We start from the raw sequence: 16,545 nt of genomic DNA, 5'->3' as shown, positions 1-16,545 counted from the left end.
TGACGCGCGGGCGGGGCGGACCGCAGGATGCCGGTCCCATGCGATGCGCCGCGCGTTCGCCACATTCATAAACATAACCACTGGCCGGGCAAAAGGCAAAGCGCGGGCCAGCAGGCGACGGGCGGCGGTGGGCGGGCGGAGGAGTTCCCCGGTCCCCCGACCCCGTTGTCCCCCGGTCCTGTCACGTTGACAGCAGCCCTTGGCCCGGCGTAGCACCATCGGGACACGGTGCGGAGGGCATGGGGTTGCCCGCGCGAAACCGTGCGGGCGGCGGGCCATGCCCCGGGGGCGGTTCCGCCGTCGCGTCGCGCCTGCCCGGCCCATGGCCCGGCGGCGCATCATCGTCCGGCGGGCGGCCTGCATGGCCCGGCCCACAGCGGCCCACTCCGGTTCACCGCCGACGCACCGACAGGCAGGAAGACCAACGTGAGCGTGAATTTCTCCACGGCCTTCAAGGATCCGGACCTTTCCCGCGGCCTCGTCGAGCGGCTGCACCGCGAACTGGACCGCCCCCTGCGCTTCATGGAAGTGTGCGGCACCCACACCGTGGCCATCTTCCAGAGCGGCATGCGCCCGCTGCTGCCCGCCGGGGTGAAGCACCTTTCCGGCCCCGGCTGCCCGGTGTGCGTCACCCACGAAAGCGAGGTGGCCGCCTACCTGCAACTGGCCGAAAAGCCCGGCGTGATCATCGCCACCTTCGGCGACCTGATGCGCGTGCCCGGCCCCGGCGGGGACAACCTGAAGCTGGCCCAGGCCAAGGGCGCGCGGGTGGAAATCGTCTATTCCGCCCACGACGCGCTGAAGCTGGCCGCCGACAACCCCGGCGACACCGTGGTCTTTCTCGGCATCGGCTTCGAGACCACCGCGCCCACCGTGGCGGCCACGGTGCTCATGGCCCGGCAACAGGGGCTGACCAACTTCTGCGTGCTCTCGTTCCACAAGTTGGTGCCGCCCGCGCTGCGCGCCCTGCTGGCCGACCCGGACTGCGCCGTGGACGCCTTCCTGCTGCCGGGGCACGTGTCCACCATTCTCGGCGTGGAGCCCTACCGCTTCGTGGCCGAGGAATTCAGGACGCCCGGCGTCATCGCCGGGTTCGACCCGGTGGACATCTTGCAGGCCCTGCTGATCATGGTCGAGCAGCGCAAGACGGGCGAATTCGCCATCGTCAACTCCTACCGCCGGGCCGTGGACGACGCGGGCAACCCGCGCGCGCGGGAAATCCTGGATATGGTCTTCCAGCCTGCCGACGCCCTGTGGCGCGGCATCGGGTGCATTCCCGGCAGCGGGCTGGTGTTCCGGCCGGAATTCGAGCAATTCGACGCCATGGCCCGCCTGGGCCTGACCCTGCCCGAGGCCCGGCCCATTCCCGGCTGCAAGTGCGGTGACGTGCTCAAGGGCAAGATGCAGCCCAGCGACTGTCCGCTCTTCGCCAAAGCCTGCACGCCCGCCAAGCCCGTGGGGCCGTGCATGGTCTCCACCGAGGGCAGCTGCGCCGCCTACTTCAAGTACCACGTGGAGGCATGACCGCATGGCCGGGGATACGCTTCTTCTCGACTACGGCAGCGGCGGCAAGGCCGCGCACCGGCTCATCGGCGAGCTGTTCCTGAAACATTTCGACAACCCCGTGCTGCGCACCCTGGACGACGCCGCCCGGCTGGAACTGACCGGCCCGCTGGCCATGAGCACCGACAGCTACGTGGTGGACCCGCTGTTCTTTCCCGGCGGCGACATCGGTACGCTGGCCGTGCACGGCACCGTCAACGACGTGGCCATGCTGGGCGCGCGGCCCCGCTACCTGAGCTGCGGGTTCATCCTGGAAGAAGGGCTGGACATGGAGGTGCTGGAACGCATCGTGGCCTCCATGGGCAACGCCGCGCGCGAGGCGGGCGTGTGCATCGTCACCGGCGACACCAAGGTGGTGCCGCGCGGCATGGCCGACAAGGTGTTCATCAACACCACCGGCATCGGAGAGATCATCGCCGACCCGTCCCCCAGCGGGCATTCCGCCCGGCCGGGGGACGCGGTCATCGTCAGCGGCACCATGGGCGACCACGGGCTGACCATCCTGTCGCACCGCGAAGGGCTGAACTTCTCGGCCGACGTGCGCAGCGATTCCGCCGCGCTCAACGGGCTGACCGAACGGCTGCTGCTGGAGGTGGGCGACATCCACGTGCTGCGCGACCCCACGCGCGGCGGCCTGGCCACCACCCTCAACGAGATCGCCGGGCAGTCGGGCGTGGTGGTGCGCATCGCCGAGCGGGACATCCCCGTGCGCGACGCCGTGCGCGAAGGCTGCTCGTTCCTTGGCCTCGACCCGCTGTACCTCGCCAACGAGGGCAAGCTGATCTGCATCCTGCCGCAGGAAAAGGCCGATGCGGCGCTGGCCGTGCTGCGCCAAAGCCCCCTTGGCGCGGACGCCGCCCGCATCGGTACCGTGCTGGCCGCCGACGGCGCGGGGCCGGGCCGGGCCGGGCAGGTCATCCTGGAAACGCCCATGGGCGGCCACCGCCTGCTTTCCATGCTGGAAGGCGAGCAGTTGCCGAGGATTTGCTGACGGCGCGAGAGAAGAGGGGAGAAGAGAAGATTTGGAGATACGAGAGAGGGGGCTTTGAAAAGCCCCCTCTCTCGTGCTCTCACCCCGCAAACTTTCTGGTTGGGGGGATATTGCGCAGGTGGCGGTGTTGCGTCACACCCGGCAGCCGTCCGAGAACGGCGTCAGTTCCACTTCCTTCTTGCCCGGCAGTTGCGCGGTGACGCGCAACGTGCCGCCAAGGGCGCGTACGATCTGGCACAGAGTGCTGATCTGCATGTCGCCGCTACGTTCCTGCTTGGAGACGGTGGCCTGTGAAACATCCAGTGCGGCGGCAAGTTCCTTTTGCGAAACGCCGAGTTCCCGGCGCAGTTCACGCAGGCTCATCTCCATGCGCAGTTCGTCAGTGCGCTTGCGGATGGCTTCCCGGCGGGCTTCGGGCAGTGCCGCGATAACGTCGCTGAGCTTACGGGCCATGATTGCCCTCCTGTGGTTTCAGCGTGGCAAGATGCTTGTCGTACCGGGCATCGGCAACGGGGATCAGGCGGTCGTAGAAACGGGCATCGCCAGCCTTGCTGCCGCCGACCAGCACCACGGCGTTGCGCAGTGGGTCGAAGGCGAACAGGAATCGGTACGGTTGTCGACCAAGGCTGAAACGCAATTCTTTCATGTTCGGATGCCGGGAGCCCTTCAGGGTGTCCACGTGGGGTCTGCCCAGCGAGGGGCCGGTTTCCTCCAGCAGCGAAAGACGCGCCAACAATTCATCTTGCAGCGAAACGTCGAACTCGGCGAACTCTGCGTCAAATTCATCGCAAAAGCTGGCGTCCCATTTCATGTATTGAAAATATAGATTGAAATGCATGTCGTCAAGCGGGCCGAACAACTAAAAGAGGCCGACCGCTCCCGAGCGGTCGGCCTTTGGCGTACCGGCGGGGAAATGGCCCCTACCGCGCCCCCTTGGGGAACAGGATGACCCCCACGGTCTTGAGCACGATCTTCAGGTCCAGCAGGGGCGACATGTTCTTGATGTAGTACAGGTCGTACTCCAGCTTGTAGCGGGCGTCCTCGATGGAGGCCCCGTACGGATAGCACACCTGCGCCCAGCCGGTGACGCCCGGCTTCACGGTGTGGCGCACGTAGAAGTACGGGATGACCTTTTCCAGTTCGCGCACGAATTCCATGCGCTCCGGGCGCGGACCGATCAGCGACATGTCGCCGCGCAGCACGTTCCACAGTTGGGGCAGCTCGTCGATGCGCACCTTGCGGATGAACTTGCCCACCTTGGTCACGCGGGTGTCGCCCTTCTGCGCCCACACCGCGCCGTTCTTTTCCGCGTCCACGGTCATGGAGCGGAACTTCAGCACCGTGAATTCCTTTTCGTGCAGGCCCACGCGCTTCTGCCGGTAGATCACCGGCCCCGGCGATTCCAGCCGGATGACCATGGCCGCGACGAGCATCACCGGCAGGGTCAGGATGAGCAGCACCAGCGAGGTCAGCACGTCGAACACCCGCTTCAGGCGCTGCATGGACCCCTGCGTGTTCAGGTTGAAGCCGTCTTCCATCAGCAACCATTCGTCGCGGATGAGGCTGACGGGAATGCGCCCGGCCACGTGTTCGTACAGGGTGCGGATGTCCACCACCATCAGGCCGCCCAGCTTGGCGCGCAACAGTTCGCGGGCGATGTCCTCGTCCAGCGGCGCGTCGGGCAGCATGATCAGCATGGTGGCGTCGTGGCTGCGCGCAATCCCCAGCGGGTCGTACGAGGGGCCAAGGCACGGCCCGGCGTCGGCGTCCATGTCTCCTTCGCCCACGTAGCCCAGGATTTCGGCGTGGGGCATGCTCTGCTCCAGCAGGCTGCGCACCTTGCCTGCGCGGTCCACGCCCACCAGCACCACCCGGTGCCGGGTCGTGAAGCGCCTGCCGATGCGGTGCCACACCACGCGCCAGGCAAGGCACATGGCCACCACCAGCACCAGCAGCAGCACGAAGGTGGCCCGGTCGAAGCGCCAGCTTTCGAACGAATAGAAGGTGAAGCCGGTGGCGATGACCCCCAGCACAGAGGCCACGCCCACCCGGGCCACGGAATCGCGGAAGTCTTCCTCACCCACCGAGTAGCAGTCCAGCACGTAGAACGAGAGCAGGAAGAAGAAGGTGGTGAAGAACGAGGCGCCCGTGTAGTCCACGAGCACGCTGTATTCGTCCGGCAGCATGGTTTCGCCGACCACGTACAGCGCGATGAGGATGCACAGGGCATCCAGCAGGCGGAACAGGCCGTTACGGATATTGTCGTTCACGCATTCCTCCCGGAATGGTTGGGAAATCTGTCGTGGCTGGGCGTCTGCGGCGTCCCGGCGCTTTGCGATGCGGTGGCGGATGCCTGGCCGGTCCTAGACCAGCCGCATCACCCGCAGGATATGCTCGCTCACCTTGTCGGCGTCGAATTCGGTTTCGGCCAGCCGCCGCCCGGCCTGTCCCATGCGCGAGATCAGGTTGCGGTCGGCGATGAACCGTTCCATGGCGGCGGCCAGGGCTTCGGGGTCGCGCAGGGGCACGCGGAAGCCGTTCACCCCGTCCTCCACCACCTCGCGGCAGCCGGGGGCGTCGGTGACCACGGCGGCGCGGCCCATGCTCATGCCTTCCATCACCGAGCAGGGGGTGCCTTCGCGCCACGAGGGCAGCACCATCACGCTGGCGGCGGCCACGTACGGGCGCACGTCGCGGGTTTCGCCAAGATATTCGATGATTCCTTCGCGCGTCCAGCCTTCCACCTCGGAAAGGGGCACGCTGCCGGGCCCGGTTTCCGGCGGGCCCAGCACCCGGAAGCTGGCGTCGGGGTACCTGGCCTTCAGCAGGCGCGCGGCCCCGGCGTATTCGCGCAGGCCCTTGGCCTCCAGCAGGCGGCCCACCAGCAGGAACGACGGCGGGTCCAGCACCGGCTCCGCCTGGGCGAAGTGGTCCAGCGCCACGCCGGTGCCCCGGCACATGGCCACGGACGTTCCGTGCGGGATGATGCGGTTGTCCTCGAACACCCGGCGGTCCTCCATGTTCTGGAAGAACACCGTGCGCACGCAGGAAAGGGCCATGCGGTAGAGCAGGGCGGCCACCCTGGTCAGCACGCGTTTGACCGGGGTGTCCGCCTCGAACATGTAGCCGAGCCCGGTGATCATGGCGTAGCGGGCGGGCACGCGCGCCAGCGCCGCCGCCATGGCCCCGTAGATGACCGGCTTGATGGTGAAGCAGAAGGCCACGTCGGGCCGCGCCTGGCGGAAGATGCGGTACAGCGCGGTGAAGGTGGCGGCGTCGCGCACGGGGTTCAGCCCCTTGCGGTCCAGGGGGTAGCCCGCCACGCGGGCGCCCATGGCCTCCAGCGCGGCGCGGCCTTCGGTGTCGGTGTCGGCGTCGGGCACGATGCACAGCACTTCGTGCCCCAGCGAACGGAGCCTGCGGATGAGCACGCTCCAGAAATTGACCATGGCCCGGGCCTGATTGCCCAGAATGGCGACCTTCATCTGATGCCTCGCTGGCTGCGCGTCCGGAACATGCCGGGCGCTGGTCCCGGCGGGACGCCGGGGGGCGTTGCCCCGCCCCTTGGCGCACGCGGCGCGGGGGGCGGAAGAACGCGCACCTTGTAACAGGTGGGCCGCACGCTGAAAAGGGGGCCGGAAAGGGGCCGGAGTGGCCGGGTTCGCGGCGCGATGGGCTCCCGGCCCGCCGCGTCCCCTTGCCGCCCCTTTACAGGGTGTGGCGTTGGGAGTAGAAGCGCGCACGTTGCGGTGGTGCGCGGCGAACCCGTCCTTTAGCCGACTGGCCCTTGGCGGCAGCCGACCGGTCTTCGGCGGCAGGCCGGAAGTCCCCCCGCCGCACGGCCGCCGCGCCATGGCGCAACGCCGTCCGGGTCGGCAGTCCTTTGACGCGGCCCCCCGGCGCACGTACAATAGGCATTCCATCCGAAACCGCCACTCCCTTGGGAGGAGACGCCATCATGACCCGTTATACCGCCCTGCTGCGGGAACTGGAAGCCGCCCCCCGCACCTGGCTCGTCACCGGGGTTGCCGGCTTCATCGGCTCGAACCTGCTGGAAACGCTGCTGCTGCACGGGCAGCGGGTGGTGGGGCTGGACAACTTCGCCACCGGCTACCAGCGGAACCTGGACATGGTGCGCGAGATCGTGGGCGCGGACCTGTGGCGCAACTTCCGCTTCAAGGAAGGCGACATCCGCAACCTCGACCACTGCCGCGAAGTGTGCGGGGGCGTGGACCACGTGCTGCACCAGGCCGCCCTGGGCTCCGTGCCGCGCTCCATCGAAGATCCCATCCTGGCCAACGAAAGCAACATTTCGGGCTTCGTGAACATGATGGTGGCCGCCCGCGACGCCGGGGTGAAGACCTTCGTCTACGCCGCGTCCAGTTCCACCTACGGCGACGAACCCACCCTGCCCAAGGTCGAGGACAAGATCGGCAAGCCGCTGTCCCCCTACGCGGTGACCAAGTACGTCAACGAACTGTACGCCGACGTGTTCGCCACCTGCTACGGCATGAAGGCCATCGGCCTGCGCTACTTCAACGTGTTCGGCAGGCGGCAGGACCCCTTCGGCGCGTACGCCGCGGTCATTCCGCAGTGGTTCGCCTCGCTGCTGCGCGGCGAGACCGTGTTCATCAACGGCGACGGCGAGACCAGCCGCGACTTCTGCTACATCGACAACTGCGTGCAGGCCAACCTGCTGGCCGCCACCGCCACCGACGAGGCCGCCCTGAACATGGTGTACAACGTGGCCTTCGGCGAGCGCACCGACCTGAACCAGCTGTTCGACCTGATCCGCGAGGAAGTGAGCCGCCACAAGCCCGAGGCCGCCGACGCCAAACCCGTGCACCGCGAATTCCGCTTCGGCGACGTGCGCCACTCGCTGGCCGACATCAGCCGCGCCCACACCCTGCTGGGCTTCGAGCCCGTCTACAACGTGCGCCAGGGCCTGCGCCTGTCCGGCGACTGGTACGCCGCCAACCTGTAGGCACATTCCGCTGGCACATCCCGCGCGCCGGAAAAAGCAGGGGTGCACGACACACTCATGGAGTGTGTCGTGCACCCCTGCTGCGGCTGTTGACAAACGCAGTTTGTCGGCAGCCCGCCACAAAGGCGCAGGCGGCATTCATTGCCGCCGTGAAGCGCCGGAGTGAGCGTGCCTTTACAACTCCCGCCGGAGGCGGGGTTGTCATCAAACTGATACGGGCGCATGGCACATCCCCCGGGGAGTGCCATGCGCCCGTACTGCGTTTCCGCTCCGTTTCGCCGCCCGAGCGTTGGCAGAATGGCGGCGAAAGGTGATTTTCCGGCCCCTAGCGCCAGCGTCGGGGCCGGAAAATCGTATGGGGAGGGGAGTATCTTGCCGTGGCGGCCGCCTGGCGGCGGCAGGCGCGGCTACCCGATCAGGGCGTACATCTCGCGGGCGTCGGCGTGGTCGGGCGCGCGGTCGAGAATGGTCTCGAGTTCGGCCCGCGCCTCGTCCTTGCGGCCGAGGGAAATCAGGCACCCGGCCAGCGAGAAGCGCACGTTGTCCTTTTCGGGGGAAAGTTCCAGGAAGGCCCGCAGGTGGGCCACCACTTCGTCGATGCGGTCAAGGTGGTAGCCAAGGCGCAGCAGGCCGTTCATGGCCACCAGGTTGCCGGGGTTCATGCCCAGCGCGGCCACGAAGTGGTCGAAGGCCTCGGCGTGCGCGCCGGTTTCCATTTCCACCAGGCCCATGCCCGCCAGCGACTTGTCGTTGGCCTCGATGGCGGCCGCCTTGCGGTACAGCACCAGGGCCGATTCGAGGTTGCCGCGCTGCACGGCGATGGTGGCGAGCCCGAGGTACGGGTCCGGATGCACGCCGTTGCTTCCGGCGGCCTTGCGGTAGTATTCCTCAGCCTTTTCCAGGTCACCCATGAAAAGGTAGCACTCGCCCAGTTCCTTGTTGATTTCGTAATCGAGATGGTTGCTCATGTTCTCCCCTCCATGCCGTAAGGCATTTCGCTTCTGGGTCGCCCCGCGCTGCGCGGGGCGGGCGCCTTTGCTGGCGGCGCCGGAGCGGTTCGCCCGTCGGTTTCGCGAACGCTCCCGGGAAAGCTGTGCCCATGTCCTCCGCCAAGCACGATGCGTGCCATTGCTGGCTGCGGAGTTTTCGTGGGCGCCACGGGCATAGCAAACCGCATGCCACGTCATTTTGACGGAACAGGGCTGAGCGCGCAACACATGAACATATAAGAAGTATTTACAATCGTTAAGCCGGATGGCGGCCAAGCCCGCCCCGCGCTCTCCACCGGGTGCGGGGGCACAAAGCGCCGGTTTGCCGTCCCCCTGTTCGGCGCGGGGGGCAAATCCTGCCGCCATGGCCTGCATGATGACGACGCCGCCCGGCCATCCGCGAGATGGACGGGCGGCGTCGTCATTCCGGCGGGCCAGGGCCGGTGAAAATGGCGCTTTTTACATGCAACCATTTTGAATGAAAAAAATTCCATGCACTGGAACGCCTCTTGCTCAACGGGGGGTGCATCCACGGGCCGCACCGGCGGCCACCACCCCCCGCGCGGCGCACGCCCCGGGGGCGAACGGGGAGGAATCCCGCATGAAAAGCCTGTACGAAACGCATGTGAACCTTGTCGGCAAGGTCATGGACATGCAGCTTCAGCGTCAGAATGTCGTCATGAGCAACATCGCCAACGTCCGGACGCCCGGCTACAAGCCGCGCGAACTGGAGTTCGAGAAGCAGTTGCAGGCGGCGCTGGGGCTGGACGCCAAGGGGCGGATGACCCGCACCGAGGAAAACCACATGCCCTCCGAGTTCAGTCCCGACGGGTTCAACGCCGACTGGGAAAAGGCGGCCAAGCCGCGCGTCATCCACGGCGAAGACCGCGTGAACCTGGACAAGGAAATGGCCAAGATGGCCAAGAACTCGCTGCACTACACCGCCCTCTCCACCGTCATTCGCGGCAACTTCGAGGGCGTCAAGAACATCATACAGGAAGGGCAGAAGTAATGGACTTCATGACCGCCATCGACATCGGCGCTTCCGCGCTCAACGCGGAGCGCACGAACATGAACATCATCTCGATGAACCTGGCCAACGTGAAGACCACCCGCACCGAGCAGGGCGGTCCCTACCGGCGCAAGAGCACCATCATGGCGGCGCAGGACATCGACGACCCCTTCTCCAAGCACATGCAGGGCGCGCTGGACCGCGAACTGAAAGGCGTGCGGGTGATGCACGTGGCCACCGACTCGCGCCCCCTCAAGCGCGTGTACGAGCCCGGCCACCCCGACGCGGACCAGGACGGCTTCGTCTCTTACCCGGACATCAACGTGGTGGAGGAAATGGCCAACCTGATGACCGCCCAGCGCGGCTACGAGGCCAACGTGACCACCATCGACACCGTGAAGGCCATGTACACCAAAGCGTTGGAAATCAGTCGCTAGGCTGTAGGGAGACACGGTCATGAGCATCCAGGCAGTAGGGCTGAAGGCGTATTCCAACGCCCTCGGCAACTTCATGAAGGCCGAACAGGCCACCCGCGCCACCGCCGCGCCCACGGCCTCGGGCGTCCAGGCCAGGTCGTTCACCAACACGCTTTCCGAGTCGCTGACCAAGGTCAACGACATGCAGACCGAAAAGTCGCAGATGATCCAGGCGTTCGCGTCCGGCGAAACCCAGAACGTGCACGAACTGATGATCACCCTGCAGAAGGCCGGTCTTGCCGTGAACATGACCTCCGCCGTGCGGAACAAGGTCATGGAGGCGTACAAGGAACTCAGCCGCATCCAATTCTAGGGCATTCGGCCCTTCCCGCCGCTGCCTTCGTCAGCCGGCGCGGTTCATTCGGTCACGCACGGAAGAGTGCGCTCCCTTCATGAACCGCTTGGCTTCCTCGGCAGGCGACGGGAATCATCCGAATGCCCCGGCGTGGTGCCTCCCGCCGGAGAACGAAAATCCGACCACGCCAGGGGCCCGGCTCTAGCCCCCCGCATCACGCAGCGCACAGCAGTCCAGAGACCACTCGCCAGAGACGATTCCGGAGGAAGAACACATGGCTCCCGCTCTCGCAGACGTCGTCCAGAAGGCCAAGGGCTTCTGGGCGCGCATTTCCACCTCGCAGCGCATCTTCATCGCCGGTCTGGGCGTGGCGGTCGTGGCCGTGTTCTTCGGCTTGGTGTTCTGGATCAACCAGCCGGACTACCGGGTGCTGTACTCCAACCTGCCGCCCGAGGACGCCAGCCGCGTCGTCAAGATGCTGCAAGCCGACAAGGTGGCGTACAAGCTGGAGAACGGCGGGGCCACGGTCACCGTGCCCGCCGACAAGGTGTACGACCTGCGGCTGAAGGTGGCCGGCGAAGGCGGCCTGGTGGGCCAGGGCATCGGCTTCGAGATCTTCGACCAGGTCAAGGTGGGCCAGACCGACTTCGTGCAGAAGATCAACTACCAGCGCGCCCTGCAGGGCGAACTTTCGCGCACCATCTCGGAATTTCCCAACGTGGAGAGCGCGCGGGTGCACCTGGTCATCCCGCACCGCAGCCTGTTCATCGAAGAGCAGCAGAAGCCGTCCGTCTCGGTGGTGCTGAAGCTGCGCGACAGCAACAAGAAGCTGGAACCCAAGGACGTGCAGGCCATCGTCAATCTGGTGGTCATGGCCGTGGAAGGGCTGGACAAGAACAAGGTGTCGGTCACCGACACCGGCGGCAAGATCCTGTACTCCCCGGTCGAGGACGGCAGCGTGGACGGCATGACCACCACCCAGCTGGAGCACAAGCTGCGCATGCAGCAGACCCTGGAGCGCCGCATCGAGGAATTGCTCTACCCGGTCATCGGCGCGGGCAAGGTCATCGCCAAGGTCAACGCCGACCTCGACTTCAGCCAGCGCACCATCCGCAAGGAACTGTACGACCCGGAAAAGACCGTGGTGCGCAGCGAGCAGCGCAGCGAGGAATCGCAGCGCGGCCGTTCCAACCTTGAGGCGGGCGTGCCCGACGCCAACTTCCGGGGCGATTCGCCCACCGGCGGCGCGTCCACCCAGGAAGGCAGCCGCGAAACCCGCACCACCAACTACGAGATCAACAAGGAAGAGCAGAACATCGTGGCCCAGGTGGGCGACGTCTCGCGCCTGACCGTTGCGGTGATCGTGGACGGCACGTATGAGAAGGGGGCGGACGGCCAGTGGGTCTTCGTGCCCCGCAAGGACGAGGACGTGGAGCGCATCCGCCAGTTGGTGGGCAACGCCGTGGGCTACGACCGCGCGCGCGGCGACACCATAGAGGTCAGCAGCATTTCGTTCGGCGGTCCCGACGCGCCCCAGGAATCGAGCCTGGCCCAGCTGGTCATGGACTACGCCCTGCGCCTCGGCAAGCCGCTGCTCAACGCCCTGCTGGTCTTCCTGTTCCTGGTGCTGGTGGTGCGGCCGGTGGTGCTCGCCATGATCCGTCCCCGCGTGGAGGGAGAAATGATCGAAGGGTTGGAAGGTCTGCCCGAAGGCGAGGAGCGCCTTGCGCTCATCGAGGGCGACGAGGAGATGGACGCGCTGGATGCGTTGAAGAAGATCGAGGACATCAAGGCTCACGCCCTGCAAATGGCCGAACAGAACATGGACCAGGCCGTGAGCATCATCAGGAGCTGGCTGAAGCATGGCGACGGATCAAAGGTTGGAGCAGCTTAAGGGGCCCCAGAAGACGGCGATCCTGCTTCTCGCGCTGGGTGACAAGTTCACCTCCGAAATCTTCAAGCGCATGGAACGACAGGAGATTGCGGCCGTCTCCAAGGCCATCGTCGAACTCGACACCGTGCCCAAGGAACTGGTGGAGGAAGTCCTGCGCGATTTCCACCACGCCATGGTCACCGGCCAGGACATGATCGCGGGCGGCGCGGAGGCCGTGAAGCGCATGCTCATGAAGAACCTGGACAGCGAGACCGCCAAGTACATCATGGACTCGCTGAACCTGGATTCCGGGCCCGCGCCCTTCCGCGAGCTGGGCAACGTCAGCCCGCGCCTGCTGGCCCAGATCCTGCGCAACGAGCACCCGCAGACGCTGGCGCTCATCCTGGGGCACCTGCACCCGGACAAGGCCGCGGAACTTCTGACCAACCTGCCCTCGGGCGTGCGGCCCGAGGTGCTCATGCGCCTCGCCCGGCTGGAAGCCGTGCCCGAGGACATGCTGATGGAAGTGGACAAGGTGTTGCAGAGCCAGCTCATCGCCATGGGCGGCAAGGAAGGCAAGAAGGTGGGCGGCGTGCCCTCCGTGGCCGAGATCCTCAACGCCGTGGACCGCGCCACCGAAGAGGAAGTGCTGGCCGAGATCGAGGAAGAATCCTCGCAGATGGCCGAGGACATCCGCAACCTCATGTTCGTGTTCGAGGACGTCAAGGCGCTGGACGACCGGGGCATCCGCGAACTGCTCAAGGAAATCTCCAACGAGGACCTCACCATGGCCCTGCGCGGCGCTTCCGACGACCTGAAGGAGAAGTTCTTCAAGAACATGTCGGAACGCGCGGCCACCATGATCCGCGAAGACCTCGAGATCATGGGCCCCACCCGCCTGTCCGACGTGGAAGGCGCGCAGCAGAACATCGTGAAGACGGTGCGCAGGCTGGAAACCGAGGGCCGCATCATCGTGGGCCGCGGAGGCGGGGATGTCTTCGTCTGATTCCGGCAAGCCGGAACGGTGGGGCACCATCTTCATGGGCCCCAGCCCCTTCGCCGAGACCACCCTGGCCGGCGTGGAGGGCGCCAGCCAGCGCCCGCTGTGGGACGAACGCACCGAGGCGGAATACATGGACCGCGTGCGCGCCAGGGCGGAGGCCATGGCGCGCGACGTGCTGGCCAAGGCCAACGACGTGCTGGCCCAGGCCCGCATGGAGGCCGAGGTCATACGCGCCGCTGCCCATGACGAGGGCTACGAGGCGGGCATGGTCCAGGCCCACGGCGAACTGGAGGAGTTCCGCGCGGCCATGGGGGAATCGGTGTCCGCCGTGCTTTCCGCCATCCAGGGGCAGTGCTCGTCCATCTTCGCCGCGTGGCGCGGCGACCTGGTGGGCCTGTTGCGCGCGGCGGTGGAGCGCAGCGTGGGCCTGGCGGTGGACGCCGAGCGCGCCGCCGTGCTCGAAACGCTGTTCGTGAAGTCGGTGCAGGCGCTGGAAAACCGCCGCACGCTCACCGTGCGGGTGAACCCGGAAGACGAGTCGGCCGTGGCCGACATCATCGCCTCCACCAAGGAGCGTTTTCCCGGCCTGGAAGCCTGGAACGTGCGCGGCGACGCCGCCATCGGCCCCGGCGGCATGGTGGTGGAAAGCCGCGACGGCATGGTGGACAACACCATAGAGACCCGCCGCAGGATCATCGAGGAAGTGCTGGCCGGGCTGGCCCTGCCAGAGGACCGCCCGTGACCTCGCCCATGACATCGCCCGTGCCCCCGGCGGAAAGCACCCGTGAAAGCCGCCTGTCCGGACTGGACCCGGCCGCCTGCCTGCGCCTGATGGGCGAGGTGCAGGCCATGCAGACCTACGGCAAGGTCACCAAGGTGGTGGGCCTGGTCTCCGAAGGTTGCGGCATAAAGGCCCCGCTGGGCGCGGTGTGCCACATGCTGCCCGAAGGCTGCGAGCCCGGAACCGGCGGCGTTCCCGCCGCCTCCGCCGCGTGCGAGGGCATCGCCGCCGAGGTGGTGGGCTTCCGCGACGGCCATCTGTTGTTCATGCCCTATGGCGATCTGCGCGGCATCCGCCCCGGCAGCCTCATCCGCAACACCAGCCTGCCCCCCGTCTTTCCCGTGGGCGAGGCCCTGCTGGGCCGCGCCTTCGACGCCTTCGGCGCGCCGCTGGACGGCGGCGCCCCCGTGCCCACCACCGACTTCGCCCCCCTGTACGCCCCGCCCCCCAACCCGCTGGCCCGGCCGCGCATTTCCGACCCGCTGGACGTGGGCGTGCGGGTCATCAACAGCCTGCTCACCCTGGGCAAGGGGCAGCGCGTGGGCATCATGGCCGGGTCGGGCGTCGGCAAATCGACGCTCATGGGCATGATGGCCCGCTACACCGTGGCCGACGTGAACGTCATCGGCCTCATCGGCGAACGCGGCCGCGAGGTGGTGGAGTTCATGGAAAAGGACCTGGGGCCGGAAGGCATGGCCCGGTCCGTGCTCGTCGTGGCCACGTCCGACCAGTCGCCGCTGGTGCGCATGCGCGCCGCCTATGCCGCCACCGCCGTGGCCGAACATTTTCGCGACCAGGGCAAGGACGTGCTGCTGATGATGGACTCGGTGACGCGCTTCGCCATGGCTGCGCGCGAGGTGGGCCTGGCCGTGGGCGAGCCGCCCACCACGAAGGGCTACACCCCCACCGTGTTCGCCCAGCTGCCCAAGCTGCTGGAACGCGCGGGCCGTAGCGAGAAGGGCACCATCACCGGCATTTACACTGTGCTCGTGGACGGTGACGACTTCAACGAACCCATCGCCGACGCGGTGCGCTCCATCCTGGACGGGCACATCGTGCTCACTCGCGACCTGGCCGACCTGGGGCACTTTCCCGCCATCGACGTGCTGCGCTCCATCAGCCGTCTGCGCAGCGACATCTGCGCCAGGAACGTGGTGGACGCGGGCCGCGTGATCACCCGGCACCTGGCCACCTTCCGCAAGGCCGAGGACATGATCAACATCGGGGCCTACGCGCAGGGCAGCAACCCGGACATCGACAAGGCCATCGCCATGAACGGCCCCATCAACGCCTTTCTGCGCCAGGACGTCACCGACGCCGCGCCGCTGGCCGATTCGTTCGCGCAGTTGCAAGGGCTGGCGGCCGGGTAGGGGCTGTCTCCAAATTGTCCTTTCGCCCGTTGGCGTCCGACCCGAAGGGCGCGTAGCGTGCCCGTTAGGCGAGCTTGCGAGCCTTACGGGCATCGTGCGCAACGCGGTCAAACTTCGCCTGCCATAGTTCTGCTGTCTTTATCCGTAAGACTCGCGCTGCGCGCTCGCCTAACGGCTAAGGCTCGGTCGAATACGATAAGAGTACGCTCTGCGGTCGCCATCCGTAAGGTTCGCTTCTCTCACCTAACGGCTGCCGCGCTCTGCGGTCCTCATCCGTAATGCTCGTAGACTCGCATAACGGCTGAGGCACTCCCTCATGGCAGGCTCGTTTTCCTCGCCAACGAACGAAATGCCTGCTTTGGAGACACCCCCCCTGAGAGCAAGACAGTTGCCGTGATTTTCCACAAAGAAAGCGGGCGGGACAGCAATGTCCCGCCCGCTGGCGTTGTGCAGGGAGTCCGGCGCGGTGCGCCGGGGGTCAGGCCGGGTGGCGCTGTCCGGTGGCCAGCCGCCACGCCCACACCGCCGCGCATCCGGCAAGCGCGCCCACCAGCCAGCCGCCCAGCACGTCGGAAGGGTAGTGTTTGCCAAGGTACAGGCGCGAATAGCCCACCACCAGCGGCAGCAAAAAGACCAGCGTCCGTGCGCTGAAAACGCCCGGCGTGCGGGGCCCGGCCGGGGCGTCCGGGGATGGGGGGGACGGGACGGCTGTTTCCCGTCTGCGGGGAAAGGCCGCGCCAAGGCCCGGCAGCATGGCGTACAGCGCCACGGCCACGGCCATGGTGTTGGCCGCGTGGGCCGAGACGAAGGAATCGCCCTTGTTCTTGCGCTGGACGAAGTCGGCGGGGTTCTGCTTCCATTGGCCGTCGTCGCGGTGGTGCACCAGCGGCAGGGCCTTCAGCGGGCGCACCCGGTCGGTGGCCTTCTTGAACACGTTGCTGGAGGCGTCGGCCAGTCCGGCGGCAATGCCCACCACCAGCAGCAGGGCCAGCAGCGGCCGCAGCCCGTCCTTGCCCGCGCGGGCCAGATACAGCGCCGCGCAGGCGGCGATGATCACCCACAGCAGCAGGGTGCTGGAGACGAGCGGCATCAGCAGGTCCAGCGCGGCGTTGCGCCATTCCACGTTGACGCGCAGCAGCCACTCGATGTCCCACGCGAAGGGGGTGTCGAAGATGTGCGGCATGAGGTGCGGGGAAAGAGGGTGAGGG

General features: G+C 66.9%; 16 protein-coding genes. 10 read left to right on the top strand and 6 right to left on the bottom strand.

Annotated elements, in window-relative coordinates:
- Positions 1 to 432: 432 nt before the first annotated feature.
- A complete protein-coding gene (hypD, locus tag ACR4XJ_RS14620) occupies positions 433 to 1,524 on the top strand; it encodes a hydrogenase formation protein HypD (RefSeq protein WP_434755934.1) in 1,092 nt (363 codons plus the stop codon).
- A gap of 4 nt (positions 1,525 to 1,528) precedes the next feature.
- Complete coding sequence (hypE, locus tag ACR4XJ_RS14615; RefSeq protein ID WP_434755894.1) at positions 1,529 to 2,554, top strand: hydrogenase expression/formation protein HypE; 1,026 nt, start codon at positions 1,529 to 1,531, stop codon at positions 2,552 to 2,554.
- Positions 2,555 to 2,686: 132 nt separating this feature from the next.
- On the opposite strand, the gene ACR4XJ_RS14610 is transcribed toward hypE, so the two are convergent.
- From ACR4XJ_RS14610 to ACR4XJ_RS14595, 4 genes are all read right to left on the bottom strand, one after another.
- Complete coding sequence (locus ACR4XJ_RS14610) at positions 2,687 to 3,007, bottom strand: helix-turn-helix transcriptional regulator (RefSeq protein WP_333505844.1); 321 nt, start codon at positions 3,005 to 3,007, stop codon at positions 2,687 to 2,689.
- Entirely contained in the window at positions 2,997 to 3,392 is a 396-nt protein-coding gene (locus tag ACR4XJ_RS14605; RefSeq protein ID WP_333505845.1) for a type II toxin-antitoxin system RelE/ParE family toxin, read from the bottom strand. The genes ACR4XJ_RS14610 and ACR4XJ_RS14605 overlap by 11 nt, the downstream gene beginning before the upstream one ends.
- An 82-nt stretch (positions 3,393 to 3,474) precedes the next feature.
- Complete coding sequence (locus ACR4XJ_RS14600; RefSeq protein ID WP_434755893.1) at positions 3,475 to 4,824, bottom strand: sugar transferase; 1,350 nt, start codon at positions 4,822 to 4,824, stop codon at positions 3,475 to 3,477.
- 93 nt (positions 4,825 to 4,917) lie between these two features.
- On the bottom strand, positions 4,918 to 6,039 hold the full coding sequence (locus ACR4XJ_RS14595; protein ID WP_434755892.1) for a glycosyltransferase family 4 protein: 1,122 nt from the start codon (positions 6,037 to 6,039) through the stop codon (positions 4,918 to 4,920).
- A 473-nt stretch (positions 6,040 to 6,512) separates the two neighbouring features.
- Between ACR4XJ_RS14595 and ACR4XJ_RS14590 the strand changes: the two genes are divergently transcribed.
- Entirely contained in the window at positions 6,513 to 7,538 is a 1,026-nt protein-coding gene (locus ACR4XJ_RS14590; RefSeq protein WP_434755891.1) for an NAD-dependent epimerase/dehydratase family protein, read from the top strand.
- A 407-nt stretch (positions 7,539 to 7,945) separates the two neighbouring features.
- Here the strand turns inward: ACR4XJ_RS14590 and ACR4XJ_RS14585 are convergent, their stop codons facing one another.
- Positions 7,946 to 8,506 (bottom strand): tetratricopeptide repeat protein, encoded by a 561-nt coding sequence (locus ACR4XJ_RS14585; RefSeq protein ID WP_434755890.1) that lies wholly within the window; start codon positions 8,504 to 8,506, stop codon positions 7,946 to 7,948.
- Positions 8,507 to 9,128: 622 nt separating this feature from the next.
- On the opposite strand from ACR4XJ_RS14585, the gene flgB reads away from it, so the two are divergent.
- The 7 genes from flgB to ACR4XJ_RS14550 all read left to right on the top strand — a co-directional run bounded on the left by flgB (position 9,129) and on the right by ACR4XJ_RS14550 (position 15,337).
- On the top strand, positions 9,129 to 9,539 hold the full coding sequence (gene flgB, locus ACR4XJ_RS14580; protein WP_434755889.1) for a flagellar basal body rod protein FlgB: 411 nt from the start codon (positions 9,129 to 9,131) through the stop codon (positions 9,537 to 9,539).
- Positions 9,539 to 9,976, top strand: coding sequence for a flagellar basal body rod protein FlgC (gene flgC, locus ACR4XJ_RS14575; RefSeq protein WP_434755888.1), 438 nt, complete (start codon positions 9,539 to 9,541; stop codon positions 9,974 to 9,976). The genes flgB and flgC overlap by 1 nt, the downstream gene beginning before the upstream one ends.
- Positions 9,977 to 9,995: 19 nt before the next feature.
- Positions 9,996 to 10,328, top strand: a complete 333-nt coding sequence (fliE, locus tag ACR4XJ_RS14570) for a flagellar hook-basal body complex protein FliE (protein ID WP_434755887.1) — start codon at positions 9,996 to 9,998, stop codon at positions 10,326 to 10,328.
- 256 nt (positions 10,329 to 10,584) lie between these two features.
- Positions 10,585 to 12,204 carry a flagellar basal-body MS-ring/collar protein FliF gene (gene fliF / locus ACR4XJ_RS14565; RefSeq protein ID WP_434755886.1) on the top strand — a complete coding sequence of 540 codons (1,620 nt, stop codon included), beginning with the start codon at positions 10,585 to 10,587 and terminating at the stop codon, positions 12,202 to 12,204.
- Positions 12,173 to 13,189, top strand: a complete 1,017-nt coding sequence (fliG, locus tag ACR4XJ_RS14560) for a flagellar motor switch protein FliG (protein ID WP_434755885.1) — start codon at positions 12,173 to 12,175, stop codon at positions 13,187 to 13,189. Before fliF ends, fliG begins: the two co-directional genes overlap by 32 nt.
- Positions 13,176 to 13,928: a FliH/SctL family protein gene (locus ACR4XJ_RS14555; protein WP_434755884.1), complete on the top strand. Its 753-nt coding sequence runs from the start codon at positions 13,176 to 13,178 to the stop codon at positions 13,926 to 13,928. The genes fliG and ACR4XJ_RS14555 overlap by 14 nt, the downstream gene beginning before the upstream one ends.
- An 8-nt stretch (positions 13,929 to 13,936) precedes the next feature.
- Complete coding sequence (locus ACR4XJ_RS14550; RefSeq protein WP_434755933.1) at positions 13,937 to 15,337, top strand: FliI/YscN family ATPase; 1,401 nt, start codon at positions 13,937 to 13,939, stop codon at positions 15,335 to 15,337.
- A 478-nt stretch (positions 15,338 to 15,815) separates the two neighbouring features.
- Here the strand turns inward: ACR4XJ_RS14550 and ACR4XJ_RS14545 are convergent, their stop codons facing one another.
- The gene (locus tag ACR4XJ_RS14545) at positions 15,816 to 16,520 is read right to left on the bottom strand and encodes a phosphatase PAP2 family protein (protein WP_434755883.1); all 705 of its coding nucleotides are present in this window, start codon (positions 16,518 to 16,520) and stop codon (positions 15,816 to 15,818) included.
- Between the last annotated feature and the right edge of the window lie 25 nt (positions 16,521 to 16,545).

The sequence above is a fragment of the Nitratidesulfovibrio sp. D1 genome (assembly GCF_051133415.1).
In the GTDB taxonomy this organism is placed as follows: Bacteria; Desulfobacterota; Desulfovibrionia; order Desulfovibrionales; family Desulfovibrionaceae; genus Cupidesulfovibrio.
This window is presented reverse-complemented; position numbering and strand designations above follow the sequence as displayed.